We start from the raw sequence: 25,392 nt of genomic DNA on the forward strand, positions 1-25,392 counted from the left end.
GCCTCCTCCATAATAATAAGATTTCCAGCATAAATTTGCGAAAATCTGGGAGAGGGTGGATGCGATTATATTATGGCTGGCGCATCGTGATATTGGCAGCGGTCATTTATATTCTTGTATTTGGGTCCACCGTTTCGTCTTTTTCTCTATATGTCGTGCCCGTGTCCACCGAATTCGGCCTGTCGCGCGCTGAAATGAACGGCGCCTTCGTCCTGATAAATGTGGGCAGCGCCATATGGGCGCCCTTTATCGGTCGGGCGCTCGATCGCTTTCCCCTGAAACTGATACTGGGCGTGTCCGCCCTTCTGATCGGCGCGGGTTTCATCACCCTGTCCCTGTCGCACTGGATCTGGCTCAGCATGATAGCGCTGGCGATCGGCATTGCCATCGGTCTGGACGGTGCGGCCATGTTGACGATGACGGTGCTGGTTACGCGATGGTTTAAGGTTCATCGCGCGCGCGCCATGACGCTTGCCGTGACCGGACAGGCGATGGGAAAGGTCATCGTGCCGGTGCCCACGGTGCTGCTCATGGAAGCGTTCGGATGGCGCACCGCGCTGTTCGTGACAGGCCTTGTCCTCATTATCTTCTTGATGTTGGTAGCGATCCTCGTACGCGAACGTCCACGCCCTGGTGAACTCGAGCCGGGAACGACGGATGAGTCCGCGGATCAGGCCGCGGCCGTTGCGGAGCCACCCGCGAGCGTCGGATACTTCCTGAAGATGCGGCAGTTTTGGCTGATCGCTGTTGGTATCGCCCTGACCTTCGGAATTTCGGCGACCTTCGCCATCTCCGTCGTGCCGCTGGGCTTAGACTATGGGCTGACCATGACGCAGGGCGCGTTCATGGCGTCCGCTTACGCCGGAGCGGCCGTCGCGGCCAAGCTGCTGCTGGCGGTCTTTGCCGATCGCATCGACCGCTTCAACCTCATAATCGGATTGCTGATGATAGGTATTCCCCTGTCGGCGGCGTTCCTCCTGATCCACGGTCCGGTGCAGCTATTCATTTTCGTCACCCTGCTCGGCCTTTCAGTCGGGGGATTCGCGGCACTATTTCCGGTGTTGCAGGCGGACGTCTTCGGCCTCGCTTCCTACGGTACATTGCGCGGGCTGATGATCCCGATCCAGTCGGCATTCGTCGCCCTTGGTGCTGTTGGAGCGGGTGAAATTCACGACATCTGGGGCAATTACGACATGATGTTCGTCGCCTTCGCAGTGGTGCAGGCGGTGGTCGTCGTCATGCTTTCTGCGGCGCGACCCGCCGCGCCGCCGTTGCCAGATGTAGGGCAACAGGTTGCCTGAGCGGGCGCCGCGCAGGCGACGGCCGAACCGATCGCCTGCCCGACGCATGTCGGTCAGGAAAGAGGAATATTATAAACGCGTGCGGCATTCAGACTGAGCACTTTGGCGCGTTCTTCCCCCGTTAGTCCCGAAACCCGGCCTTCGACGTCTCCCACCGGATACAGGCATGTAGGATGTGGGAAGTCCGTCTGGAACATGACACTGTCGACGCCTACTGCCCTGATGTCGTTGGCAAGATTACGGTTCTCCAACCAGAATGAGCCCAGGAAATTGCGCCTGAAATACTCGGCGGGCGTCAGGTCGAATTTGAACTCGCTCGCTGTTTCGTGGAACTGGAATTCCATGCATTCCAGCAGGAACGGAATCCATCCAATCCCGCTTTCAACAGATACGAACGTCAGTTTCGTATAGCGGTCCAGCAGGCCGGAGCATATGATGTTTCCGACAACGCGCCCGTTCTGCATGCTGAGCATAGGCTGTTGCAGGGCTGCCTTCAGATTGTCAGCCATGGACGGCCAACCTAGATCGCCAATCCAGAGCATGGAGGAATCATTGGCGCCGACGTGAAAGTTGATTGGAAAATTCAGCGATTCGCAAATCTCCCACAACGGATTCCAGTGCAGATCCCCCAGGTCGGGAAGCTGGTCACCGTTGCTGTCCTTCTGCTCCTGAGGGTCCGAACCCATCGCGATGCCGCGCAGGCCAAGCTCCGCCGCCCGCTCGATCTCAGCCAGCGCAGCCTTCATGTCCCACCACGGTATGATGCACATGGGGATGAACCTGTCCCCTGACTCGGCCTGCGCTTCGGCGACCGCGTCATTATACATCTGGATCGTTGCAAGGCGGAGCTGCGGATCGATGTCGGACGCCCGGCTGCCGCCAAAACCCATGATGTTGGGATAGGCCACCTGCGCGTAGATGCCCTGACTGTCCATCATCGCGACCCGCGCCTTCATGTCGTACGAACTGGGGTGCACGTCCTCGATCTGGGTGGCGAGGAAGCTGTGCATGGAATTCAGCTTGCTGCCGTCCTTCATGATGACGCTGGCGGGATTGGCGCCAAAACCGATCAGATTGTCGCCATCGATCACCCATGCCTTTTCGCCATTATGTACTTTCACCTGCGGCACACGGGCCCGCAACGATGCGGGCGCGCGACTGGTCCACAGATCATGGGGTTCAGTATAGTGGGTATCCGCATCGATGATCCTGAGCGTGGAACCGGCTTCCAAAGTCGTTGTGGACATGTTGGCTCTCCTTCCTCTTCTGGTTTTTTACGTCTGGAGCAGATCCCAATCCGATTCCATCGGAACGGTTGCTCTAGCTCCTTGTTTTGGCGCGTTTTCCGAGTCAGCAAATGATTCCATCTGCTTGGAAAGCGTTCTAGAATCGCTGCACGCCGGGCAGATCGAAAAACGACCCGTCCGCTTCCAGCGCGCTGACGAAGAAATCGCTGAGCTTCTGGTCTTTCCAGACCCGCTCACCGACCATCTTGCCATCCTGGAAGGGAATTACCGCATTAAAGAAGCAGCGCTGATAGTCACCGTCGCCAAGCCTGAACAAGCCGCTGACCTCGGTGCCATAGCTGTTTTCGCCGAAGGTTCGCGTGTATGTCACGCTTTCTTCGGCGGGTGTCACGCGGCGCTTCGGATCGACCTGCGCGATCACGATGTTGTAGTTCAGTTGGTGATAGCGATGAACAGCTTCCTTGCCGCTCACGCGGATACGGCTGGGATAGAATTCATAGACCGGCTCATCGATCAACGAATGATTCATGATGCCTTCGAAATCACCGGCCATGAAGCGTTTGGCATGTTCGCAATTAAATTCGATCATTTCCAGCGGGGTCATTCGTGCCCCAGGGCGGTTTGCCAGGGACCGGACGACATTGCGGAGATCGGGCCGCATGGCCGCGAGGAGTTCATCATCATTCAAGCCAATCATTCATCCTCCTGATTTTTATGACGGGATTGCAGCGGCACTTGTCCGACCCTCCCTTCAACTATTGGGGAGCGAAGCTTCGACCTCGTTGAATCCACGGCACCTGTCTTTCGATAATCGGCATCGGGTGCAGTGGAGGCTTTTGTCGACTCGGCCGTGTGCCGGGCGGCGAGCATCACCAAGCACTCGTTGCGACCGATGCGCCTGTTTGTCGAAGAAGAGGAGGAGAGAATGATTACCGCCAATATGCTGTCAAACGCTTGCCGGCTTGTCCTGCCCGTGGTCGCCATCGCGGGCCTTGGCGGCGGCGTGTACGCTCAAGGCGAGGATGGGGGGCGAAATACAGCGTCACCCGATCGGCAAGGCCATCTGGCAGGCAAGCACGCCGCAACAGCGGAAAGCCTGTCGCCCGGCACCTTCCAGGCCAAGCAGATTGTGCGCGACCTCGACCGTAGCGCCGCCTTCTATCAGCATGTGTTCGGAATTGTTCCGGCGATGCGCTTCAAGTCCGTCATGAATCACCGGCCGATGGAAGAAATCCTTTTCAAATTCCCCGATGGCGGCCATGTCCCTCTCGTTCTGATAAAGTTTTTGGATGATGGAGCGGTCTCGCATGATCAGACTGTGCATGTGTTCTTCACCGATGACATTGATGGCCTGATCAAACGGGTGGTGCAGAATGGCGGGCGGATCGCCGAACAGCGGAATGACAGGCAGCATCGCGCCCTGATAGCGTTCTGGCACGACTTGGAAGGTAATCTACTGGAAACGGTGCAAATGTATTGACGGTGTTCGGGGGGCGTCCCTTCACAAGATAGGTTTTATGCTTTCCTCCTTCGTGAAGCCTTCGGGCGCAGTGCTGCAAGCACAATGGAGCATCCATACTGTCGCGGTTGACTTTTCCGAACGCGGTGCGAACGAGGATCATGCGATGCTAACCATGCCCACAATGTCGTGGAATGGCCGACCCAGCCATTTTCCCTGGCTGTCGCGGCCGCATTTGTGTCTCGATTTACCGGTCCGGACTGCGGCAGAGGCGATGGTCCGGTAGGCCGAGCTAACAAAATAACAGAAAGGAAGAAGATGTTCGAAACAATGGAGCCGATCGAACTGGAGCATGCCGGAACGCTGCTTCGAGGCTATATTGCGCGCCCCGATGGCGATCAACCCCGCCCGACTGTTCTGGTCATGCACAGCGGCATGGGGATCGCGCACAAGGAAGTCGTGGAGCCTGCCGCAAAGAAGCTGGCGGCTCTGGGCTATGTTGCGATCTGCACCGACATGTATGGCGCGCATCTGGAAGGCGCAGGCCCGGAAGGCTTTGGACCTGCCTATCAGGAATTTCTGGACAACCCGTCGAAGCAACGCGCGCGCACCGTCGCATGGTTTGATGTCGCAAAGGGTCTACCCTATGTCGATGAAAAGCGCATCGCGGCTCTTGGTTTCTGTTATGGCGGCACCACGTCGCTGGAAATGGCGCGTAGCGGCGCGGATTTGCGCGCCGCGATTAGCTACCATGGTATTCTGACGACCTATCAGAAGGCCCAAGCCGGTGGCATCAAAGGCCAGATCGTTATCTACACCGGCGGGGGGGACCCCTGGGCGCCGGATGCGGATGTGGCGGCGCTTCGGCAGGAAATGATCGAAGCGGGGCATCGTGACTATCAAATCACACTGTTTGGCGCGGCGGATCATGGCTTCACGGATAAATATGCCCATGAACAGCAGTTGGAGGGGTTAAGTTACCATGAATTGTCGAGCGACATCTCATGGGCGGGCACGTTGACGCTGCTGGAGAATGTGTTCCGCTGAATGAGGCGTTGGCCCGGATCCGTGACGCTGGCTGCGCGATGAAAGCGGGGGAAGGCGAAAGTCTCGGCGATCGCATTCCCCCATGGCGTCAACTATCCGGCACCATCAGAAGCGGGCCGGCGCTGGATAGGTGAACTGGTCGCCCATCATGTCCGATGACCCCCAATAAAGCACATCGCCCAAACGCTTCCTGAAGCGCCAGACGCCCTCGTCCATCACGCATTCGTCCAGATAATTTGCCAGATAATAAGTGCCGACGCCCCGGAGGTTGCTGATTTCCACGGTGTAGGCGCGCACTTTGGCCGTGTCGGCGGCATGTTCCAGAATATGGAAGCGGGGTGGAACCTGAAAGAGGAATTTGAGGCCGAAATCCTCCGGGTTAGCCTTTCCGCGAATGGCGTCGCGACCTATCATCGGGTTGCGCCCGGTCATGCGGATTTCGCCATCTTCGCAAAAGGTCATCGAGTATCGCAGGGGATCGTTCGAATTGATCGCTTCGCAATACTCAAAATACAGGCTGTTGATCCCGTTCCAAATGTCCGACATGCACTCTCTCCGTTAGGACGAAATTCGATATTGGCGTTCCACAGCGTCCAATAAGGCGACGCATGATCCGCATCCTTGACCACATGATAACAGGAATGACCTATCAACAGGGAGGCTGCGCCTGGCGGACTGGTTTTTCCAGCGTCGCCGGGAGCAGGAACCATCGATAAATGCCTTACTAAAGAAAGGTTCAAAGCCCAAGGGCTGGTCTAACTCTTGACGCACGCAGCAGTGCATAAGGCCGAAAACCGTGCCATGCACGGCTGATATGAAGATTATGCCATACTGGGGGAGGGTGCGATGTCAGGCATCCGGGCCGCCGTCATGCATGCAGTTTAGGGACAGGGCCTATGACTTTTCAGCATCGTTCTGCCGCAGTGGTAGGCATATATACGACCGAACAGGGGCGGTCCCTCCAGCGATCATCGACGTCGCTTCAGATAGAAGCGATCAAGGGTGCGCTCGACGATGCAGGGCTATCTCTGGCGGAGGTTGATGGCATCGTTGCGCCAATCACGATGGAGGCGGCGGGGCTGAAGCTCCCTTCCGCGCAGCACTGGGCAGCCCAATTGGGTGGCAGGGCGCTGACCTATACGGACAGCGCCGGGGGGCATCTGGGCGCTCAGAAGGCCGCTGCGGCCATCGCCGCCGGTCTCGCCAATGTGGTGGTCCTGTTCCACGGCAAGGCAAATCTGGAGATCGGCCCTCGCGGCAAGATCAACCAGACCATGCATGCAGAAACTTGGGAAAGCATGGCCTGGGGCGGCTATATGGCCCCCTGGTATGCCATGTGGGCAAGGCGCTACATGCACGAATTCAAGGTCACGAGCGAAGACCTGGCGCAGGTTCCGGTCATTCATCGACATCATGCGACGCTCAATCCGGCATCGCTCATGGGGTCTCGTGGTGAATTGACAGTCCAGGACGTGCTGGATTCCCGGTTGATCGCTGACCCCCTTCGCCTACTGGATTGCGCGCTGGACAATGACGGAGGATGGGCGATCGTAATCGCTGCGGCCGACATCGCCCGCGATTGCCGGAGGAGGCCGGTCTGGATAATCGGCGGAGCCGAGGCTGTGGATTCCGATCTGTACATGACTATCGACACGCCCTGGATCGGACGGGAAGGCTCGGCTGCGAGCAAGGTCGGCGAAATCGCCTTCGCTCAGGCGGGCATTACGCCCGGCGAGGTTGATGTCGCAAATCTTTACGACTGTTTTTCAGTCACATTCCTCCGCGACCTTGAAGAACTGGGCTTTTGCAAATTAGGGGAAGCGGCGGATTATGTCCGTGCCGGGCACACCCGCCTTGGCGGGTCCATGCCGTGCAACACGGACGGCGGCCTGTTATCCAACACGCATAATGGCAATCCCACCGGGATGATGGCCATCGAGCTTGTGCGCCAACTGCGCGGCGAGGCGGGCGCCCGGCAAGTGCCGGATGCGCAGATAGGTTTCGCATTTTCGCAGGGTGCCGCCGTACACGGGGTCTGCGGCAGTTTGGTGCTTGCGGCCGACTAGGCGCGCGGCCCATGAAACCAAATAAAGAAGAGGATGTAATGAATAATCATCAAGCACTAGCTGGAGTTCGGATTCTCGACCTGAGCGGTACCATCGCGAGCGCCGTCGCCGCTATGCTACTGGGCGATTATGGCGCGGAAATCATCCATATCAAGCCGCCGACATGGACGGCGTCCGCCGACCTTCCCGGACTGGCGGTCTGGCATCGCAACAAGCTATGCACGTCGTTGGACTGGAGCACTGAATCCAGCATCGATGTGGTGCGTCAACTCCTCCGCGGCGCGGACATTTGCGTCACCAGTGACGACGCGACCATCGCCAAACTTGATCTTGATGTCGATGCGCTGCCAAGGCTCGTTCACCTGCACATGCCCTCATGCGTTGCGCTTGATGCCGGCGGCCTTGATGTCGACAATCTTCTTGCGGCAACATCCGGGGTTGCTCTCCGCCAAGGGTCATTTGAGGGCGGTGCCATCGATCTCGTGACGCCCTATATCTCCTATGAACAGGGCCTGTGGGCTGCGACGGCTGCGGTCGCAGCGCTGGTCGAGCGGGAAAAATCGGGTTTCGGCCAGCAGGTGGTCGTCGATGGTTTCCACGGGTCGATCGTGGCCAATATCGCGACGCTGGTGATGGACCCCACCGCGCCGTCGATCAACACGGCGGTCGGGCCGGGTGGGCCGAACCCGCCTTACTCCTCCTATCGCTGCTCTGACGGCAAATGGGTATTCCTCGGAGCGCCCACGCCCAAGTTCCAGCAAGCCGCCCTGGCTGTGCTGGGTATCGCAGACCTTTGGAACGATCCCCGGATTGACGGGGTATTCACGAACCTGCACAGCCCTGAAAATCGCGGCTGGGTTCGCAAGGCGTTCGAGGATGCCTTCGCTTCCCAACCAAGCGACCATTGGCTGGAGCAGCTTGACGCGGCCGATGTCCCCGTCGGCCTTGTCGGGGAAAGCAAGAACTGGCTTGACGATCCTCAGATCCGGGCGGTGGGTCAACGTCAGGTGCTGACTGACCCGCGTCATGGCGAAGTGGTGATGGGCGGGTTGCTCGTTGACCTGTTCGGCACGCCTGCCAAGGCCTCCTCACCCCGTCGTTTCGTTGCGCTGGATGATCTGCCGTCCTGGCCCGAGCAGGCGGTGCCGACAAAACAGAAGTCCCCTCGGTCCGGTCGCGGGCCGCTGGACGGCATTCGGGTACTCAATCTCGGAGCTATGCTCGCCGGGCCTTATGCGGGCATGCTGATGGCAGAACTTGGCGCGGACGTGGTGAAGGTCGAACCGCGGGGTGGCGATGTGTTCCGCATGGTCGGATCGCACTACAACCGCGGCATGCGAAGCCTGGAGGTCGACCTGCGCAACGGCATCGGGCACGAGTCCTTTCTCCGGTTGGCCGGCGTGAGCGACGTCGTCATCGACAATTACCGGCTTGGCGTTCTGGGGCGCCTGGCGATCGACTATGACTCGCTGACCGCCGTCAAACCGGACATGATCTCCGTTTCGGTCACGGGTTTCGGCGAAACCGGCCCATCAGCTTACCGGCCCGCTTTCGATCCCATGATTCAAGCTACGTCCGGCATGCAGAGGGCCCAGGGTGGAGACAGTGATCCGGTCTTCATCGGCGTCGCCGTCAATGACGTTTCGAGTGGATGCGCCGCCGCTTTCGCGGCCTGCCTTGCGCTGTTCCATCGCGCGCGCACCGGCATGGGGCAACGTACTGCCACCTCGCTGGCCGCCGCTTCGGTGTTCATGCAGTCGGGCGAACTGGTTCACTATCAGCACTGTCCTGCTCCGCGCATCGGCGGTCGGGACTTTGCCGGACCCTCGAAGATCGATCGCTTCTATCCCGCTGCCGACGGCTATGTCAGGGTGCTGGCGAACAGCATCGACCAGTTCGTCGATGCAGGCTTGCTGCAATCTTCGGCGCTGTCCGACGAAGCCGCTATCGGCGAGATTTCCCAGGCGTTGCAAAAACTGTCCCGGCAAGATGCGATCTCGTTGCTGGAAGCGCACGGAATCACGGCAGTTCCCGCCCGCAATATCAGCGAACTGCCAGCTGACCCGCTGGTGCGGGATGCCTATCTCACGACCGTGCGGGGCAATACGGGAGGCGACTTCTATGTGCCGCAACGCCTCGCCCGCTTCGCGCGAACCGAGCGGTCGGACACGCTGCTGACGGCGGGTGCTGGGGAACATAGTTCCGAACTGCTCGAAACGGCTGGTCTCTCCGCCAGCGAGATAGAACGCGCAATCACCAGCGGGGCGGTTCATCAGGGCGAGCCACTACCGGGCATCGGCGGCGTCTCATACCGATAGGCCGGTTGAAGCCCTGCCAGTAAGGGAAGGCCGCATGATGATGTCATGCGGCCTTCAGTTTTTTAGGCTTACTTCGCTACCGCTACCGTTCGATCCGCGAAAGGTTCGTCCTCCACCGCGCTCCAGTCAGGATATTTGCCCAGGCCAACCAGCAGCATGGCCGAAAACAGGCTTGCGGGGATCGAACCCAGGATGAAAACGGAATAGCTGCCGGTAGTATCGTAGATCACACCCCCCAGCATGGGGCCAAGGGCGCTGCTGACGGCGATGATACTGGCCATGACACCGAATATCTTCCCGTAGTTCTTCATGCCTCCATAAACGCTGGTCAGATAGCCGCAGAGTTGCAGCTTGGTGCCGCTCGCATAGCCGATCACCAACATGGCGGTTACGATCAGCGCTGGGGTTCGAAACGGTTCCAGCAACAGCAAGAGGGCGGCTGCGGCCATCGCGTTAGTGATCGCCCCGACTGTCCCGGCATGGAAACGATCCATCAGCCAACCGCTGACCAGGCTTCCGGCAATGGCCCCGAAGCCGGACAGGCTTGCCAGATAGGCTGCCGATGTACGGCTGAGCCCCGCCTCGATCAGCAGCGGCACCTGGTGCACAACGAGGCAGGCGGTCAGCAGCAGCGTGATGAGCGTTGCGGCACCGACACGGATGATCGGACCACTGCGAAGTGCCTGACGGATCGAAAGCCCATATTCGTAAATCTGCGGCCCGCCAGCTTTGACCGGATCGCCCCGCCGCTTGTCATCATGTCCATCGTACAGGAACCGCGCGCACAGGATGAAGACGGGCAGTCCCCAGCCAATGCCTATGGCGACATAGCTTGTTCGCCACCCGAAACTTTCGATCAGCCATCGGACGAGGGGCGGCGCAACGATATTCGCAAAGGACACGCCGCAAAGTGTGACAGCGACCGCAAGGCTCCGCGAGGCAACGAACCGCGACATGACGGCGGCGGTCCAGATGGTCGTTTTCAAAAAGGCCTGGCAAAGGGCGAATATGCCCCACAGGAGGGCCCATTGCGTCAGATTCCCGTTAGCGGTCGCAAAAGAAGCAATGCATGCGCCAGTCATAATCGTGCCGGGCAGGGCCAGAAATCGAACTCCCCAACGATCGACAAGTGCCCCCACCAGCGGCATCAATGGGACCGATATGATTGCGGAAATGCTGGCGCCAATCGCAATTTCGGTCCGGTTCCAGCCAAAGTCCTGACTAAGCGGCTCGATGAACAGGCCCATGGAATAATAGGCTACCGGTGGGTAGGACATTCCCAGAAATGCCGTCAGAACCAACGGCCAGTATGCCTTCCATTCCGTCAGTCCCGGTGATTTTCTGTCCATTGAGAACTCTTTTCGATTTGAGTCAGAGAGATGTCGGCGATCGCCATGCGACCAATTGACGCCCTGGAAAAGCGGAAGACATCATTCCCTGAAAGAACTCCCGCCGTTTGCAGAGATTATCTGTCCGGTGATCCAGCCGCTTTCCTCCGAAAGCAGGAATGCCAGCACGCGCGCGGCATCGTCGGGCCGGCCAACACGGTCCAGCGCATTGATCGGCACTTCATAGTCGCCTTCCTTGACGATGCGTCCGGGATTGACGCCGTTGCAACGCACGCCGAACTTGCCATAGGTAAGGGCAACGCTTCTCACCAGCGCGCCCAGCGCCGCTTTGGATGAAGCATAAGCGGGCCAGCTCGTCGAACCCATGAACGCCGCTCCGGAGGTGACAACGGCAATGGTGCCTCCGCCCGCATTTATCAGGTGCGGCATCGCCGCCTTCATCAGTCTGGCGTGACCGATCGTGTTGACCCGGAACACATGTTCCCAGACTCTTGAGTCCATATCCAGCACGGGGCGATCTGCGTCCGCTGTCGTGGGAGACAGATCGGCTCCGGCGATCGCAAGGCCGTCCACGCCGCCGAACTGATCGACGCAACGCTGGACGAGGCGATCGATGGACGCATCATCAGCCAGATCGAAAACGACCGGCACCGCCGCTTCCGAACCCTCCAAATCGGACATCAGGGCATCGAGCCCAGCACTGTTGATGTCACCGACGACGACATGCGCGCCGCAACCTGTCAGGCGCGCCGCCAGAGCCGCCCCGATTCCCGTTGCGCCACCGCCGATGATGATGCGTTTGCCGCGCAAGTCGTGCACAGTCACCTCACCACTGTTTCATGACCCCGCCATCGAATGGCCCAAGGCCGCAGGGATCACTCGCGAACGACCCAGCGGTAGGACGTGGCGTTTGCGCCCGGCACGTCCACAAAGCCGATTTGCAGCGGCTGACCGATATGGATGTTCTGCCAGGGGGTCCCCACCAGTTGCGCTATGACAATGCAGGGGCGCGGCTGCTCAACCAACTCCCCCATAGCCACGACATAGGGTGCTTCCTCCGCGAATGCGCCCAGCCCGCGGTGCACGACCGTGTAGGAATAAAGATGGGCGTGGCCGGAAACGGGAGTCCAGTTCAAGGCGTCTGACAGGCACGTCCGGCATGCCGGATACGGCACCCAGTGATAATCGCCGCAGTCCCGGCACCGTGGCACCAGAAACTCGTGGCGTCGCAGCCCTTCGAGGAAGGGTGCGTTGAGACCGTTCAATTCTGGTAACGGTTTTGAATGGACCGCGGTTTCCGGCTCAAGCACGACCATGACTATTTCCTGTGACTTGACGCTTAAAACCGTTCGACGCCCGGAAGTTTGAAGAATTCTGGATCCTTTTCCAGCCCGGCGACAAAGAAGTCGTTCATCTTCTGGTCCATCCAGACGCGTTCGCCCACCATCTTGCCATCCTGAAACGTGATGACCGCGTTGAAGTAGCAACGCTGTGGTTCACCCGTCCCGATCTTGAGCATGGTACTGATTTCCGTGGTGAAGCTGTTCTCGCCGAAAGATCGCGTGAGGGTGACGCCCGCATCTGCGGGCGTCTCCCGCCGTTCGGGATCGACCTGTGCGATCACGATTTCATAATTCAGTTCATGATAGCGGTGCACTGCTTCCTTGCCCCTGACCCGGATGCGAGCAGGAAGAAATTCATAGACCGGATCGTCGATGAGCGAATGTTCCATGATGCCGTCGAAATCACCCGCAAAGAAACGGCGGCTATGTTCCCCGTTGAGTTCGATCATTTCGAGTGGCGTCATACGAGGACCGGGGCGTTTTTCCAGCGGCATGAAAATCGCGCGGTTTTCGGGCTGCATGGCCGCGAGCAGTTCTTCGTCGTTCAGGGCAATCATGGTCTATCCTCTCAATTGTTTCAGTCCGGCCGATGCGTTCGGGGACGGACCCCGACACGCCGGCCGTATGCGAAGGGGGAGGGTGATCGCCCCCGCCGCGAAGCGTCAGGGTGCGGGCGTCACCCCCAGAGTGTGTGCCCTGGAATATTTGCCCCGCAGGAAGGCCCGGTCCCATTGATCCGGGGTCATCTTGGCGGCGCCTTCATGATTGTCGAGATCGAATTGCCCGCTCTTTTCGATGGCGCGGACCACCGCCGGGCGCTGGGCAATCTCGTCCATCCAACGGATCATATTGGGATAGGCGGACCGGTCAAGGCCGGTGATGGTGACGTATCGAAGCGGGGGAAAGGACGCCATGTCGGCGATGCTATATTCGTCGCCCGCCAGATAGCGGCTTTCCGCCAGCCTCCGTTCGACGACATCGTAAAGGCGCAGCACTTCGTTGGTGTAGCGCTCAAGGCCGTGGGGTTGGTCCTTCACGCGGCGGCTAAAATACACATATTGGCCAAACATCGGGCCGATGCCCGACATCTGGAACATCAGCCATTGCATGCAGGTATAGCGGTCGGCCGACGCCTCCGGCAGGAACGCGCCATGCTTTTCCGCGAGATAGAACAGGATCGCGCCCGATTCCCCCAGGGGAAACGACTTGCCGCCGAAGCCGTCCTGATCGATGATCGCCGGAATGCGCGAATTTGGGTTCACTTTCCGAAATTCCGGTTCGAATTTTAGGTTGATGATGTCCACCTTGGTGTGGCGATACTCCAACTCCAACTCCTCAAGGGCAATCACCACCTTCAGGACATTTGGGGAAGATCCGCCAAAAAGCTCAATCACCATCGCCTCCTTGCCTGTTTATGCATATTTCGAGTGGAAGAGGGTGTAGCGCGCAAGATGCGCGATTGACCTATCTTTCAGTCGGCAGGATCTGGATTGCACCGACGCCTGCCGAACGAAGACCTGACATTGGATAGGTTGCGTGCCGCTGGCCACAGCTAAAAAGTTGAAGGGATCAGGTCTGCCGACCTTGCGGACAGCCGGTCGCAAGAAGCCTGGCAACGCATTGCTTTTAATATAATTGCCTGGCTTTGTGGCGTTATCGATGCCCGTAAGATAATTTTGGAGAGGTGCCCATGTTGAGCGAAAATTCACCCCAGATGAAAGTCCTGAAGCTCACCTGGGCGACGCTCGACTGGGACAAGGAAGGGGAAGGGCGGGATATGAGCCGCTTCCTGCCCTTGCCTGAGAAGGAGACGCTCAGCGAAAGCGAGGCCAGGGATCTCGATTGGGTCGTGGCCCGCGACCAGCGCAAGTTCGACTGCATGCCGATGCTTCGCGACGAATATCCCTTCGAAGTCGCCCCGCTGTTCACCGGCCTGTTGCAGACCCCACGCCTCGCTCGCCTCTGGGCTGAACTGGGCGACTATTACATGACCGCAAGCATTCGCGGCACCATGAACGAGGTCGAGCGTGCCTGGATCGACATGGGACTACTTCCGCTACTCGTGAATGGTTGGGTGCAGGCGGGCAATATCGCGGTGGCGGCCGCCAACGGCATCTCCGCGGACGACATCCAGGCAATTCGGGATAGCCGGCTGGATGCGCTGCCTCCGCACGGTAAGGAGCTGGTGGAACTGGTGAGGCTCACAGTCGAAGGCTCACTGACTGCCGATCGGTTCCGCGAACTGGCGGCAGACCGGGGCACGAAATGGACCATCGAAGCGATCGGATACATAGTGTTCCGTTATGCCTCCGCCATCATCGATTCGATCATGTGGAAGATCCAGAAGATCGAAGTGGGCGACGAATTGATCGACGAGATGTTCACCGCCCTGAAAGAGGGCAGGCTGGGCGCCCAGAACATGATGGATAAGGAAGCCTTTGCACGGGGTGCGCTGGAGCAATAGCCAAGGTCACTCCGCTCTTGAGTGACGTTTTGCTCACCGCGCGGAGGATCAATGCAGACGCTTGAAAATATTCCGGGAGTCGGGTGAGCATGAATGGATTGGCTGGCAAGGTGATTATTGTCGCGGGCGCCGCGACCGGCATCGGCCTGGCGACTGTGCGCAGGCTGGCCGCTGAAGGCGCCAGGGTCGCCGTGGGCGACATTGATGCCAGCGGCGCGGAAGAAGCCGCGCGGCAAATCCGCGATGCCGGGGGCGAAGCGATCGCGATTGCCTACGATCAGGCATGCGAGACATCGACTGATAGCCTCGTCAAGCAGGCAGTCAGCCATTTCGGCCGTCTTGACGGGCTTCATGCCAACGCGGCCGACCTGCGTCAGGAGATATTTGGCCGTGACATCGATATTTTGCACATGGACGTGGCGATCTGGGAACGAACGCTGCGGGTCAATCTGATCGGCTATGCGACGCTTATCAGGTCCGCGCTTCCCCACCTGCTTGAAAGCGGCGGCGGCAGCATCGTCTGCACGACGACCACGACCAGTTCTCCACCCATCGGGCGGGACGAAGCCCCCGTGGCCTATTCGTCATCCAAGGCAGGCGTGAACGCCATGTGCCGCCATGTCGCATCACGCTGGGGTCAGGAAGGCATTCGCTGCAATGCCGTCGCACCCGGCGTGGTGCTGACCGAAAAAGCCAAGGAAGTCATGCCTCCCCAATTCATCGACGAACTGAAGGCGGGCTTGCGCAGCACGCGGCTTGGCGTTCCGATGGATATTGCGGCCACCGTCGCATTCCTGCTTTCCGATGACGGCGCATGGGTGAACGGTCAGGTGCTGGGGGTGAATGGTGGCGCCTATCTGACTCCTTAGATCCCATGCAGCCAGGTGACGATGGTCACCTGGCGGGACTGGATCCGCTATCGGCCATCTCGGTCAGAGCGCGCGCGAGGAATGATTCGCGTGTCTGCAGGCAGGACCGGGAAAGCGCGGCATCGGGAGCGACGATTTCAAAACCGTGGAATCCGCCCATCCACGAATGTATCTCCACCGGCACGCCCGCCTCAGCCAGACGGCTGGCATATTGCAAGTCTTCGTCGCGGAATATCTCGCTCGACCCCACCTCCACATAGGCGGGGGGAAGACCCTTCAGGTTCATTTCACGGGCCGCCGCAGCATAGGAATCGACATCAGGTCCGCCGGTGGCATCGCCCAATATCGCGTTCCAGCCGATCTGGTTATGGCGCGGCCCCCATCCGGCTGCAGCGTAACGGCTCGATACCGTGACCGTGCGATCGTCGAGCATGGGATAGATCAACATCTGGTAGGCGATCGGCGGCCCCCCTCTGTCTCGCGCATAGATTGCCGTCGATGCGGCGATCCCGCCGCCACCGCTCTTGCCCATGATGATGATCTTCGTCGGATCGATGCTGAGCTGGGCGGCGTTTTCGTTGAGCCACTCCAGACCGGCATAGGCATCCTCTACCTGTGCGGGGTGGCGATGTTTTGGGCCGACCCTGGGCGAAATACTTACCAGTACGATGCCGTGCGTGGCGACCAATGCCGTGTCGAAGGGCGTGACGCCAGCCGTCGCCCCCTGCCTGATCTTTCCTCCGTTTGCCGTATAATAAAGGCACGGCAAGGGCCTGCCGGTCCTGCCGGACGGCTCGACGATTAGGACGGGTATCTGTTCTTCGCCGCTGGCCGCCGGGATTTTCAAATGGGTGATCTTTACGGCGCCGCCCTGGTCGATCACCGCATCGGGTGTACCCGGATCATTTCCGACAATGTTCAATAATTGTTCGGCGCTTATGTCGGGAGAAGCCATCGGGTTTGAACCCAGCTTTTCCTTCATGATGCGATGAAGCTCAAGGTTGAGCGGCGGCGGATCGATAGGGTTGTTCAACTGCGGCTCTCCTGCACCAATTGCCGGCAAGGCGGCGCCTTGGCCGTGTCATTCTGCCCCGGGGGTGGTGACGAAGCACCTGTCACGCCGACCCTATCCTGGCGACGGAGCCGCACGGCCTATCTTTGGTGAGGCGCGGAGGATCGTGGCGCCGTCGACCGGACAGCGACGCAGCCGCTACCCGATTTAGCAGCAAAGATCGCTGATATGGTCGTCAGCGTGGGACGCCAGCAGGTCTACCGCCTGTTGGACATGGCGTTCCATGAGGGCGCTTGCCATTTTGGAGTCGCCCGCAGCGAACGCATCCACGATTGCCTCATGACTTTGCCAGACGACATCTCGGGAATTTTTTTCCTTGTAGAAGGAATCGTTGAACGATTGCGGCAGGTCCAGTGCCTCCAGAAAGCGGACCAGCGTCATGCTGCCTGAACCGACCCAGATCATGCGATGGAAGCTGCGGTTGAGTTCCGCGATCATACGGGCATTTTCCATGCTCACGGGCTTGGCGGTCTGGCTTGCCTTCTTCACCTGCGCGCAGTTGTCCCGCAGGGCGGCGATCAGCTTGTCATCCCCTTTTGCGCAGGACAGTTCGGCCGCATAGCCTTCCAACAGGCTACGCATCCGGTAGCGGTGATGGATCTCCTGCCATACCTGCGGTTCGACGATAGCGCCGCGATTGGCCTGGATCTGGACCAGCCCTTCCGTTTCCAGGGCCTTCAGCGCCTCGCGAATGGGAGTGCGGCTGATGCCGAAGGTTTCGGCGACCCGCTCGATATTGATCTTGTCCCCCGGCTTGAGTTCACCTTCCAGGATGGCGGCTCGAAGCCGATCGCGGGCCTTGTCTGACAGGGACGGGTTTCTCAACTGGTTATCGGATGTTGCTGCCACTGACGTTCCTAGAAATGACGCATCGCTGATATGGGCCGTTCTTATGCGATAATATATCTTACAAGAAGATGGGACAGCGCCAAACAGAATAGTATCCGGGCGATCACCACACGCCGTTCGTTCGTGCAAAGAGATGCTCTGATTGTCCATTCCGATAAAGAGCATGGCCGTGGCGTGTCAAGCTGTCGGGGTAAATGCGCACGGCGATCGCGTGGACAAATTGCCATCGTCCTATCTTACGACAGGCAATTGGGAACGCACTCCAGCGCAAGAAGCTTCATGTCGTTCAGACTTGACGATTGATCATTACATGCAATATGTATTTTTGACATATGCCGGACGGGTCCGGCCAGAAGTTTAACGGGAGTGGATCACTTGAAAGCCGTAGGTTTGACCGATTTTGGCGGTCCTGAAGCTCTTGAGATTCTGGATTTGCCGGACCCGGTGGCCGGCCCGGGGCAGTTGCTGATCCGCATTCATGCGGCAGCCGTCAACCCGACCGACGCGCTGATCCGCAGTGGCACGCACGTCAAGATGTTCGGCCGCACTGCGCCGCCGCCCTATGTGCCGGGCATGGATGCTGCAGGCGTGCTGCTGGCGATCGGCGAAGGCGTGGAAACAGATCTGAATGTCGGCGATCCCGTCATGGCATTCATCGCGCCCAATGGCTCCTATGGCGCTTATTCGGAGATGCTGGCGGTCCCTGCCAATTCAGTGGTGAAGTCGCCGCGCGGCATGAGCCATGTCGAAGCAAGCACCATCCTGATGAATGCCATGACCGCGCGCCTTGCGATTGATCTGTTGGGTCTGAAGCCGGGAAGCACGGTGCTGGTCAGCGGGGCCGCCGGAACATTCGGCGGCTATGCGGTGGAACTGGCCAAGGAAGACGGGCTGGTGGTGATTGCCGACGCGTCCCAAGCTGATGAAGAAGCCGTGAAGGGCTTTGGCGCAGACGTGGTGCTGCGTCGGGGAGACGATCTGGCGGAGCGGGTGCGGGAACAGTTCCCCGATGGCGTCGATGGCGCGATCGACGGCGCGCTGTTCAACGAACGGCTCGCCCCGGCGGTGCGGGACGGTGGCACGGTCATCACGCTGCGGATGCAGACCGGCGAGGCGGACCGCGGTGTCAAACTGATTCCCGTCCGGTCCAAGCTGCATTCGGAGGAACGGGACAAACTGGACAGGCTTCGTCGCTTGGCAGAGGAGGGCAAGCTGACGATCCGTGTCGTCGGCACCTACCCCAAGGAGGAAGCGTCCGAGGCGCACCGGCGGCTCGAACAGGGCGGCCTGCGTGGCCGGATCGTGCTCGAATTCTGATTGGGCCTCGCGAAAAGACTATGGGCAATCACTCATGCGCGGGTGACGCGGCCCAGCGGAAGGATGTCTGAAGACTTATGGCTTATGATTTCGATCGCTTGCTGAACCCTGCCTCCATCGCCGTCGTCGGCATCGGTGCGCGTCCTTCCGGCCCCGCCCGCCGGATCGTCGCGAACCTCTTGTCGCTGGGTTATGAAGGGGAACTTTACCCGATCAATCCCAAATATGATACGATCCTGGACCAGAAATGCTTTCCCTCGCTGGAGTCGATAGGCGGGCCGGTGGATCTTGCCATCATCTCGGTCCCGGCAGTCGATGTCGCGGGCGTCCTCCGTACAGGAGCGGCGATGGGCATCAAGAACTATATGATCATCAGTTCGGGCTTTGCCGAAGTTGGCGGCGAAGGCCATGTGCTGGAAGGCGAGCTGAAGGCGATCGCGCAGGAGCATCAACTGCTCATCATGGGCGCGAACTGCGCGGGCAGTATCAATTTTCACCATCGCAAGCACCTGTCCTTCACCGCCGTTTTCGAAGGTGACGAATTCAAGGCCGGGCCGGTTGCCTACATCGGACAGAGTGGCGCAATGGGGCCGATCTTCTATTCCATGGCGGTCAAGCAAGGGATCGGTTTCAGCCACATCATCAGTTCCGGCAATGAAACGACACATGGCCTGACCGATTTCGTGGAATATCTGGTCGACGATCCGAACACCAAGGTCATCGTTGCCTATGCAGAGCAGCTCAAGAACGGTCGTCGGCTGCTGGAACTGGGGAGGAAGGCGAGGGCCGCGGGCAAGCATATCGTGGTGTTCAAATCCGCTCGTGCTTCGGCCGGCGCTCGCGCGGCGATTTCGCACACGGGTTCCATGGCAGGAAACGACGCCATCTGTTCGTCGCTGTTCCGGCGAACTGGAATCGTCAAGGTCCGTACGCTGGAGGAACTGGTCGCGGTCTGCAAGCTGCTGCTGGCGACCCGCCCGCTGCCGACCGGGCGACGCACGGCGATCCTTGCCATTTCCGGCGGCACGGCGGTGATCGCCGCCGATCTCGTTGAGGAAAGCGGCTTTGCGGTGCCGACGCTGCACCCGGACACCAAGGAGCGGCTGAAGGAATGGCTGCCCGAATTTGCGTCTTTTGACAATCCGATCGACGTGACCTCGGGTCTGTTCTACCAGCCCGACAAGTTCGCCAAGGTACTGGAATGTCTGGTCGCCGACCCCGGTATCGATCAGGTCGTCGTGTTCGGCGCCTACAAGCATGCGATCGGGCAGGCGTTGGCCGAAGCATCGGCGAAGGTGCTGGCCGACTGCCCCAAATATGCCGTCGCCGCCTGGATTTCCGGCGGGCCGGAAGTGGCTGCCTATTTCTCCGATGTCGGCGTGCCCTATTTCGACAATTTTGCCCAATGTTTCGAAGCGCTGAACCTCATTCTGCCGACGGACGATGGCGCGAAGGTGGCAGGCAAGGGCGATGCGGGTCACGTGGCGCTTCGCGATGCACAACAGGAAGTTCTGACCGAAGATGTCGTCAAGGCGCAGCTCAAATCCTTCGGCGTGTCGGTGCTGGACGAGTTGGTCGCTTCTTCCGCGCAGGATGCGGCGGGCGCGGCGCGCAAGGTTGGCTTCCCGGTCGCGATCAAGGTGATTTCCCCCGACATCCCGCACCGCGCCAAGGTCGGCGGGATCGCGCTCGGCCTGCATAGCGGGGATGCCGTGGCCGACGAGTTCGACAGGATGATCGCCCGCGTGAAGGAACGCGTGCCCGGCGCGGCGGTGGACTCCGTCCTCGTGCAGAAGATGGTTGCCCCCGGCCCCGAGCTGTTCCTAGGCATGTCGCATGATCCGAGCTTCGGGCGGGTCCTGACCTTCGGCCTGGGCGGCATCCTTACCGAGGCATTGCAGCAGATCAGCTTCGCGCCGCTGCCGGTCACGCCGGACGATGCCCGCGCGCTGGTGAAGGAAGTGCCGGCGGTCAAGGCGCTGCTGTCCTTCAACCCCGGTGCGGAAGAAGCGCTGGCGGATGTCATCGTGCGCGTCAGCGACTGGTGTGTCAGCAAGGGCGAGGGCCTCACGGAACTCGACCTCAACCCCATCATGCTGGACGAGGGCAAGCCCGTGCTGATCGACGGGCTGGCAGTGGTCCAGCAGGCAGAGGCGCCGGCGCTGGCCGCGGCGCATTCGTAGGAAGATTATCATGCTCAGGGACAAATGCGCCATCGTCGGCTTGGGCTACACGCCTTTCTCGTCGAAATCCGGCGTGACCACGGAAATGCTGGCGGTCGAGGCGTGCCGGAACGCCATGGCGGATGCGGGGCTGAAGCCCAGCGACGTGGACGGGCTGCTGACCTATCATATGGGGGATAGCGCGCCGGTGCAGGTGGTCGCCAGTTCGCTGGGAATCCGCGAATTGCGCTGGTACAATGAAATCGCACAGGGCGGGCCGGGCAATTGCGCGGTGATCCTGGAAGCGGCGATGGCGGTGATGGCGGGGCTTGCCGAAACCGTCATCTGCTATCGCGCGATGAACGGCAGGTCGGGCCAGCGCGCTGGCGAAACCGGCGCCGCGGGCAAGGCCGCGGGCGAGATGCAGTTCCTGATGCCTTATGGTATATTGGGCGTGCCGGTGTGGTATTCGATGTGGGCGCGCCATCATATGGCGACCTATGGCACGACCAAGGAACATTATGGGCAGGTTGCCATCGCCCAGCGGCAATGGGCGATCGACAATGAGCGGTCATTCAACCGCGAGCCGCTGACGATGGAGGAATATCTGGCGGCGCCGCTGATTTCCGATCCCTTGTCGCGGCTGGATTGCTGCCGCGAGATTGACGGCGGTTGCGCGATCATCGTTACCAGCGCCGAGCGGGCGAAGAATCTGGCGCAGTCGCCCGTCTACATCCGGGGCGGCGCCTATGGCATGGGTCCGGGTGGCGGCCGCAACTATGAAAAATGGGAAGATTACAGTCAGCTTTTCTCCCACTATGTCGGGCCGCGCGTCTGGCAGTCGGCGGGCCTTGGCCCCAGCGACATGAACTTCGCCCAGATTTACGACGCCTACAGCTTCGTCGTCGTACATCAGCTTGAGGATTTCGGCTTCTGCGCGAAGGGAGAGGGTGGCCCCATGGTGGCCTCGGGCGTCACGGCGCCTGGCGGATCGCTACCCCTGAACACGGGCGGCGGTATGTTGAACGAGGGCTATCTGAACGGCCTCAATGTCGTGGCCGAAGCGGTGACGCAATTGCGCGGCCAAGCGGGCGTCCGGCAGGTCGCGGGCGCGGAAGTTGGTCTGGTGAGCGGCTTTGGCGGCCCACAAGGCAGCGCAATGGTTTTGAGGAAGTGAAGATGGCGCCTTTCGTCCCGGTCCCCGATATTCTGTCCCAGCCCTATTGGGATGGCTGCAGGAACCATGTCATCACCGTGCAGCAGTGCCGGTCCTGTGGCCGCAAGAGACATCGCCCGGCGGCCGGGTGCCACTGGTGCGGCGGTCAGGATGTCGACTGGGTGGAACTGTCGGGCCGTGGCACGCTTTACACCTACACCGTCGTCCATCGTGCCTTTCATCCCAGTCTTGCTGACGAAGTGCCCTATGTCGTGGGTCTCGTCGCGGCGGAAGAAGACCCGACCGTGCGCTTTCACACCCGCATCATGGAGTGCGATCCGGCCGATGTACGCGTTGGTATGAACCTAGACGTGCTGTTCAGGGAGGAAACGGACGGGATCGTGCTTCCCTATTGGCGGCCAAGCGCCGCGTAAGGCGGCATCAGTTTTTGCAAATAAAGGAAAGTTTATGGGCCTCTATTATGATGAGATGGAAGTCGGTCAGGAATGGATTTCGCCGGGGCGGACCGTCACGGATTATGACATTCTGGCCTTCGCGACGCTGACGTCGGACATGAATCCCATCCATGTCGACCATGAATATTGCAAGACCACGCCCTTCGGTGCGCCGATTGCGCACGGCTTCCTGATCGCGTCACTGGCAGCGGGCTTCGGCGCGCGCATGGGCATCGCGGAAGGGACGATCGTCGCCAATCTGGGCATCAGCTGGCGCTTCCAGAACCCCGTCAAGGCGGGCGACACGATCCATCTGGTGATGAGCGTCAAGGAAAAACGCCCGTCCAAGTCACGTCCGGGCGAAGGCATCATCATCCGCACCTATGACGTAAAGAACCAGCGCGGCGAAACCTGCGCGATTGGTGAGGTTGCCGCGACCTTCAAGTGCAAGCCGACGGACTGATCCGCATATCGCGCTTACATGCCGGCCGGGCGTCATAACCCGATAGCGGTTCCGGGCGCTCTAGGTGGTGTGGACTCTTAGGATTCCCATTTTCGGTAAAGTCTGATTCAAGGCTGTCTTTTGGAGGCGGCTTTGGGTGTGATGGATCGACTGGTTTTGAGTGATACCGCTTGGGAGCGGATGGCCCCGTTGATCATTGGGCGACCTGACCAGAAGCGCTCGACTGGCCGGGATAATAGGATGTTCGTTGAGGCGGTGCTTTGGATCGTGCGGACGGGTTCGCCCTGGCGCGACCTTCCCGAGGTGTTCGGAGACTGGAACAGCGTGTTCCGGCGCTTCAGCCGATGGAGTGCGAAGGGCGTGTGGTGGCGGATATTCGAGGCGATGTCCGATGATCCGGATTTTGAGTATCTGATTGTCGATTCCACTGTGGTTCGCGCCCATCAACATGCGGCGGGGGCCAAAAAAGGGGGCCTGAAGATCAAGCCATTGGCCGTTCTCGTGGCGGCCTGAGTACCAAGATCCACCTTGCGGTTCGCGGTCTGGGCTGCCCGGTCCGGTTTGCTCTTACCGCCGGTCATCGCGGCGATGTGCCTCAAGCCGCGCCGCTGATCGATGGCCTGCCTGCGAAGGTCGTCATGGCCGATACCGCCTACGACGCCGACCACTTCCGGCAGGCCATTGCCGCAAAGGGCGCTGTCGCCGTCATCCCCAGCAACCCGTCGCGCGCCCGCAAGCTTCCGCTCGACAAGCATCTCTACGCCCAACGCCATCTCGTCGAATGCTGCTTCAGCAAGCTCAAGCAGTTCCGCCGCGTCGCTACACGCTTCGAAAAAACTGCTCGAAACTACCTCGCTATCGTTACCCTCGCCGCTACCGTCCTATGGCTCAGGTAAGTGTCCACAAACCCTAGAGGCTGTTATGAACCGGCGACGGCAGTTGTGGCTTTCTTCATCATGATGCAAGCGAAGGCGACGACGTGCAGCCCCGCGAGGGTCTGTGCGTATCGTTCGTAGTCTTTGACGAGGCGGCGGAAGCGGGTTGCCCATGCGAAGGATCGCTCGACGACCCATCGCCGTGGCAGGAGAACGAAGCCCCGCTTTGCCTCGGGCAGCTTGATGACCTCCAACGTGATGGCATGGGCGGCTGCGGCATTGGCAGCCCGCGCGCCGGTATAGCCCTGATCGACATAGGCGATATCGACCGTGTTGCCGGTGACGGCCTGTACGGTGCGTGCGAGCCGTTCGACCTCGCCGCGGTCTTCGGCACTGGCCGGCGTCACATGAAGCGCGAGCAGATGGCCCAGCGTGTCGACTGCCATGTGGAGTTTCGATCCCTTCTTGCGCTTGCCACCGTCATAGCCGGCACGCTCGCCGCTCTCGGGGGTGGAGCGCAGCGTCCGACTGTCGATGATAGCGGCGCTGGGCTCGGCAGCGGCAGGTCTTTCAAGGCGTAGCGGATTTTTCTGGTCAAGGGGTCGAGGATCACTGCGCTTGAATGGATCTCCCTGCACCGATGTTCAAACGAGCAGTCGTTCAATATGGATTGGACACTCGCTCTATGCCCTCCGATCACCAGCGAGCCGTCAGGCTGGAGCCGGATATTATCCGGCCTGAAATTGAGCTTTGTAACGACCCTGGGTGGTCCCGCCTTGCCGCGCTGGAACATGATGATCCGACTGCGCCCCCATTCGGCGCCATACAGAATCCTCCCGTCTTTCGAACTTTCGATACCGTTGAGGCCCGACCCCTCTGTCCCGGGAATCTTAGACCAGCCCAGGTCAGGTCCCCATTCCCACAGATCACCGGTTGGTTCTGAATTGGACAAACTGCGGATCAGACTGGCCCGTCCTTCCGGTGTGGCGAAGTTGCCGAACGATGCGCTCGCGAAATTGGTGGCCACCAACCTTTTACCGGGCAATGGAGCTATCGCGTTGAGGGACAAGCCTTGCGGCGTAGGAATGCAACCGACCCACGTTAGGCGCGGAATTTTGGGCCGCGCGTCGAGATCGAAAACTTCAATTCGTCTTTCGGGGCCACGCATGTAGAGCGTGTAGGTGCCTGGTCTCCCGACGCGCAGATTGAGTGCACTTCCGGCATAGCCCATTTTCCTCGCACCTGTTGGAGCGATAGGGCCGGGGCAACTGCGGTAGGTCGCATGATCGAACTTGATCGCTATCTCGGCCACTACACGGCTCTTGTCGGAAACCGTGTCGAGGAGCCGCAAAGGATTGGAAATGATGAGCCATCTGGTGTCAGGCAACTTGACCAGATCTTCAGAATGCGAGGAAAGGCACAAAACATCCAATCCATTATAGGCGCCGCATCTTTTGCCAGTTTCGGCATGCGCGCCGAAACTAGAGGAGAAGAGCAAGAGCAATATGCCTTTAGGCAAGAATCTGTGCATGCGTTCTCCAAACTCCGCGAAGGAAAATAATTTGCCCCCATCCAGCGAC

At 59.9% G+C, this 25,392-nt stretch carries 23 protein-coding genes and 2 pseudogenes; 14 read left to right on the forward strand and 11 right to left on the reverse strand.

All coding sequences use genetic code 11. The annotated features are described in order from the left end of the window. The first annotated feature begins 59 nt into the window (after positions 1–59). On the forward strand, positions 60–1,301 hold the full coding sequence (locus SPHV1_RS09155; protein WP_082430927.1) for an MFS transporter: 1,242 nt from the start codon (positions 60–62) through the stop codon (positions 1,299–1,301). A gap of 53 nt (positions 1,302–1,354) precedes the next feature. Here the strand turns inward: SPHV1_RS09155 and SPHV1_RS09160 are convergent, their stop codons facing one another. Then, positions 1,355–2,548, reverse strand: coding sequence for an amidohydrolase family protein (locus SPHV1_RS09160; protein ID WP_082430928.1), 1,194 nt, complete (start codon positions 2,546–2,548; stop codon positions 1,355–1,357). Positions 2,549–2,684: 136 nt separating this feature from the next. Next, positions 2,685–3,245 carry a hypothetical protein gene (locus SPHV1_RS09165; protein WP_054945739.1) on the reverse strand — a complete coding sequence of 187 codons (561 nt, stop codon included), beginning with the start codon at positions 3,243–3,245 and terminating at the stop codon, positions 2,685–2,687. Between the two features lie 129 nt (positions 3,246–3,374). On the opposite strand from SPHV1_RS09165, the gene SPHV1_RS24390 reads away from it, so the two are divergent. Beyond that, positions 3,375–4,028, forward strand: a complete 654-nt coding sequence (locus SPHV1_RS24390) for a VOC family protein (RefSeq protein ID WP_082430929.1) — start codon at positions 3,375–3,377, stop codon at positions 4,026–4,028. Positions 4,029–4,325: 297 nt separating this feature from the next. Beyond that, entirely contained in the window at positions 4,326–5,054 is a 729-nt protein-coding gene (locus SPHV1_RS09175; RefSeq protein WP_054945741.1) for a dienelactone hydrolase family protein, read from the forward strand. Between the two features lie 105 nt (positions 5,055–5,159). On the opposite strand, the gene SPHV1_RS09180 is transcribed toward SPHV1_RS09175, so the two are convergent. Beyond that, the gene (locus SPHV1_RS09180; protein WP_054945742.1) at positions 5,160–5,600 is read right to left on the reverse strand and encodes a nuclear transport factor 2 family protein; all 441 of its coding nucleotides are present in this window, start codon (positions 5,598–5,600) and stop codon (positions 5,160–5,162) included. A 350-nt stretch (positions 5,601–5,950) separates the two neighbouring features. Here SPHV1_RS09180 and SPHV1_RS09185 point away from each other — a divergent pair, with 350 nt between their 5' ends. Together SPHV1_RS09185 and SPHV1_RS09190 are read left to right on the forward strand one after the other, a co-directional pair. Then, positions 5,951–7,120: a thiolase family protein gene (locus tag SPHV1_RS09185; RefSeq protein ID WP_054945743.1), complete on the forward strand. Its 1,170-nt coding sequence runs from the start codon at positions 5,951–5,953 to the stop codon at positions 7,118–7,120. Between the two features lie 11 nt (positions 7,121–7,131). Beyond that, on the forward strand, positions 7,132–9,438 hold the full coding sequence (locus SPHV1_RS09190; protein ID WP_082430930.1) for a CoA transferase: 2,307 nt from the start codon (positions 7,132–7,134) through the stop codon (positions 9,436–9,438). Between the two features lie 68 nt (positions 9,439–9,506). Here the strand turns inward: SPHV1_RS09190 and SPHV1_RS09195 are convergent, their stop codons facing one another. From SPHV1_RS09195 to SPHV1_RS09215, 5 genes are all read right to left on the reverse strand, one after another. Then, positions 9,507–10,685: an MFS transporter gene (locus SPHV1_RS09195; RefSeq protein ID WP_054945745.1), complete on the reverse strand. Its 1,179-nt coding sequence runs from the start codon at positions 10,683–10,685 to the stop codon at positions 9,507–9,509. Between the two features lie 183 nt (positions 10,686–10,868). Further along, a complete protein-coding gene (locus SPHV1_RS09200) occupies positions 10,869–11,612 on the reverse strand; it encodes an SDR family NAD(P)-dependent oxidoreductase (RefSeq protein ID WP_082430932.1) in 744 nt (247 codons plus the stop codon). Between the two features lie 50 nt (positions 11,613–11,662). Continuing rightward, the gene (locus SPHV1_RS09205) at positions 11,663–12,103 is read right to left on the reverse strand and encodes a Zn-ribbon domain-containing OB-fold protein (RefSeq protein WP_054945747.1); all 441 of its coding nucleotides are present in this window, start codon (positions 12,101–12,103) and stop codon (positions 11,663–11,665) included. A 23-nt stretch (positions 12,104–12,126) separates the two neighbouring features. Further along, on the reverse strand, positions 12,127–12,687 hold the full coding sequence (locus tag SPHV1_RS09210) for a nuclear transport factor 2 family protein (RefSeq protein WP_054945748.1): 561 nt from the start codon (positions 12,685–12,687) through the stop codon (positions 12,127–12,129). Positions 12,688–12,792: 105 nt separating this feature from the next. After that, positions 12,793–13,524, reverse strand: coding sequence for a glutathione S-transferase family protein (locus tag SPHV1_RS09215; RefSeq protein WP_082430944.1), 732 nt, complete (start codon positions 13,522–13,524; stop codon positions 12,793–12,795). A gap of 296 nt (positions 13,525–13,820) precedes the next feature. Here SPHV1_RS09215 and SPHV1_RS09220 point away from each other — a divergent pair, with 296 nt between their 5' ends. Both SPHV1_RS09220 and SPHV1_RS09225 read left to right on the forward strand, forming a co-directional pair. Further along, the gene (locus SPHV1_RS09220; protein ID WP_156367299.1) at positions 13,821–14,594 is read left to right on the forward strand and encodes a hypothetical protein; all 774 of its coding nucleotides are present in this window, start codon (positions 13,821–13,823) and stop codon (positions 14,592–14,594) included. Positions 14,595–14,683: 89 nt separating this feature from the next. Continuing rightward, on the forward strand, positions 14,684–15,463 hold the full coding sequence (locus SPHV1_RS09225) for an SDR family NAD(P)-dependent oxidoreductase (RefSeq protein WP_054945750.1): 780 nt from the start codon (positions 14,684–14,686) through the stop codon (positions 15,461–15,463). A 25-nt stretch (positions 15,464–15,488) separates the two neighbouring features. Here the strand turns inward: SPHV1_RS09225 and SPHV1_RS09230 are convergent, their stop codons facing one another. Then, the gene (locus tag SPHV1_RS09230) at positions 15,489–16,496 is read right to left on the reverse strand and encodes an alpha/beta hydrolase (protein WP_054945751.1); all 1,008 of its coding nucleotides are present in this window, start codon (positions 16,494–16,496) and stop codon (positions 15,489–15,491) included. A gap of 186 nt (positions 16,497–16,682) precedes the next feature. After that, complete coding sequence (locus SPHV1_RS09235; protein WP_054945752.1) at positions 16,683–17,384, reverse strand: GntR family transcriptional regulator; 702 nt, start codon at positions 17,382–17,384, stop codon at positions 16,683–16,685. Between the two features lie 375 nt (positions 17,385–17,759). Here SPHV1_RS09235 and SPHV1_RS09240 point away from each other — a divergent pair, with 375 nt between their 5' ends. From SPHV1_RS09240 to SPHV1_RS24395, 6 genes and pseudogenes are all read left to right on the forward strand, one after another. After that, complete coding sequence (locus tag SPHV1_RS09240) at positions 17,760–18,701, forward strand: NADP-dependent oxidoreductase (RefSeq protein WP_054945829.1); 942 nt, start codon at positions 17,760–17,762, stop codon at positions 18,699–18,701. 77 nt (positions 18,702–18,778) lie between these two features. Beyond that, complete coding sequence (locus SPHV1_RS09245; RefSeq protein WP_054945753.1) at positions 18,779–20,884, forward strand: acetate--CoA ligase family protein; 2,106 nt, start codon at positions 18,779–18,781, stop codon at positions 20,882–20,884. 10 nt (positions 20,885–20,894) lie between these two features. After that, positions 20,895–22,040, forward strand: a complete 1,146-nt coding sequence (locus tag SPHV1_RS09250; protein ID WP_054945754.1) for a hypothetical protein — start codon at positions 20,895–20,897, stop codon at positions 22,038–22,040. Positions 22,041–22,042: 2 nt separating this feature from the next. Then, positions 22,043–22,453 (forward strand): Zn-ribbon domain-containing OB-fold protein, encoded by a 411-nt coding sequence (locus SPHV1_RS09255; RefSeq protein ID WP_054945755.1) that lies wholly within the window; start codon positions 22,043–22,045, stop codon positions 22,451–22,453. Between the two features lie 34 nt (positions 22,454–22,487). Further along, the gene (locus SPHV1_RS09260) at positions 22,488–22,937 is read left to right on the forward strand and encodes a MaoC/PaaZ C-terminal domain-containing protein (protein WP_054945756.1); all 450 of its coding nucleotides are present in this window, start codon (positions 22,488–22,490) and stop codon (positions 22,935–22,937) included. A gap of 180 nt (positions 22,938–23,117) precedes the next feature. Then, positions 23,118–23,833, forward strand: a pseudogene (locus SPHV1_RS24395) (IS5 family transposase). Between the two features lie 23 nt (positions 23,834–23,856). Here SPHV1_RS24395 and SPHV1_RS09275 read toward each other — a convergent pair. Further along, a pseudogene (locus SPHV1_RS09275) lies at positions 23,857–24,408 on the reverse strand (transposase); the annotation flags it as partial. Between the two features lie 686 nt (positions 24,409–25,094). Here SPHV1_RS09275 and SPHV1_RS24940 point away from each other — a divergent pair. Continuing rightward, on the forward strand, positions 25,095–25,373 hold the full coding sequence (locus SPHV1_RS24940) for a hypothetical protein (RefSeq protein ID WP_156367302.1): 279 nt from the start codon (positions 25,095–25,097) through the stop codon (positions 25,371–25,373). Positions 25,374–25,392: the final 19 nt, after the last annotated feature.

Source organism: Novosphingobium sp. KN65.2 (genome assembly GCF_001368935.1).
Classification (GTDB): domain Bacteria; phylum Pseudomonadota; class Alphaproteobacteria; order Sphingomonadales; family Sphingomonadaceae; genus Novosphingobium; species Novosphingobium mathurense.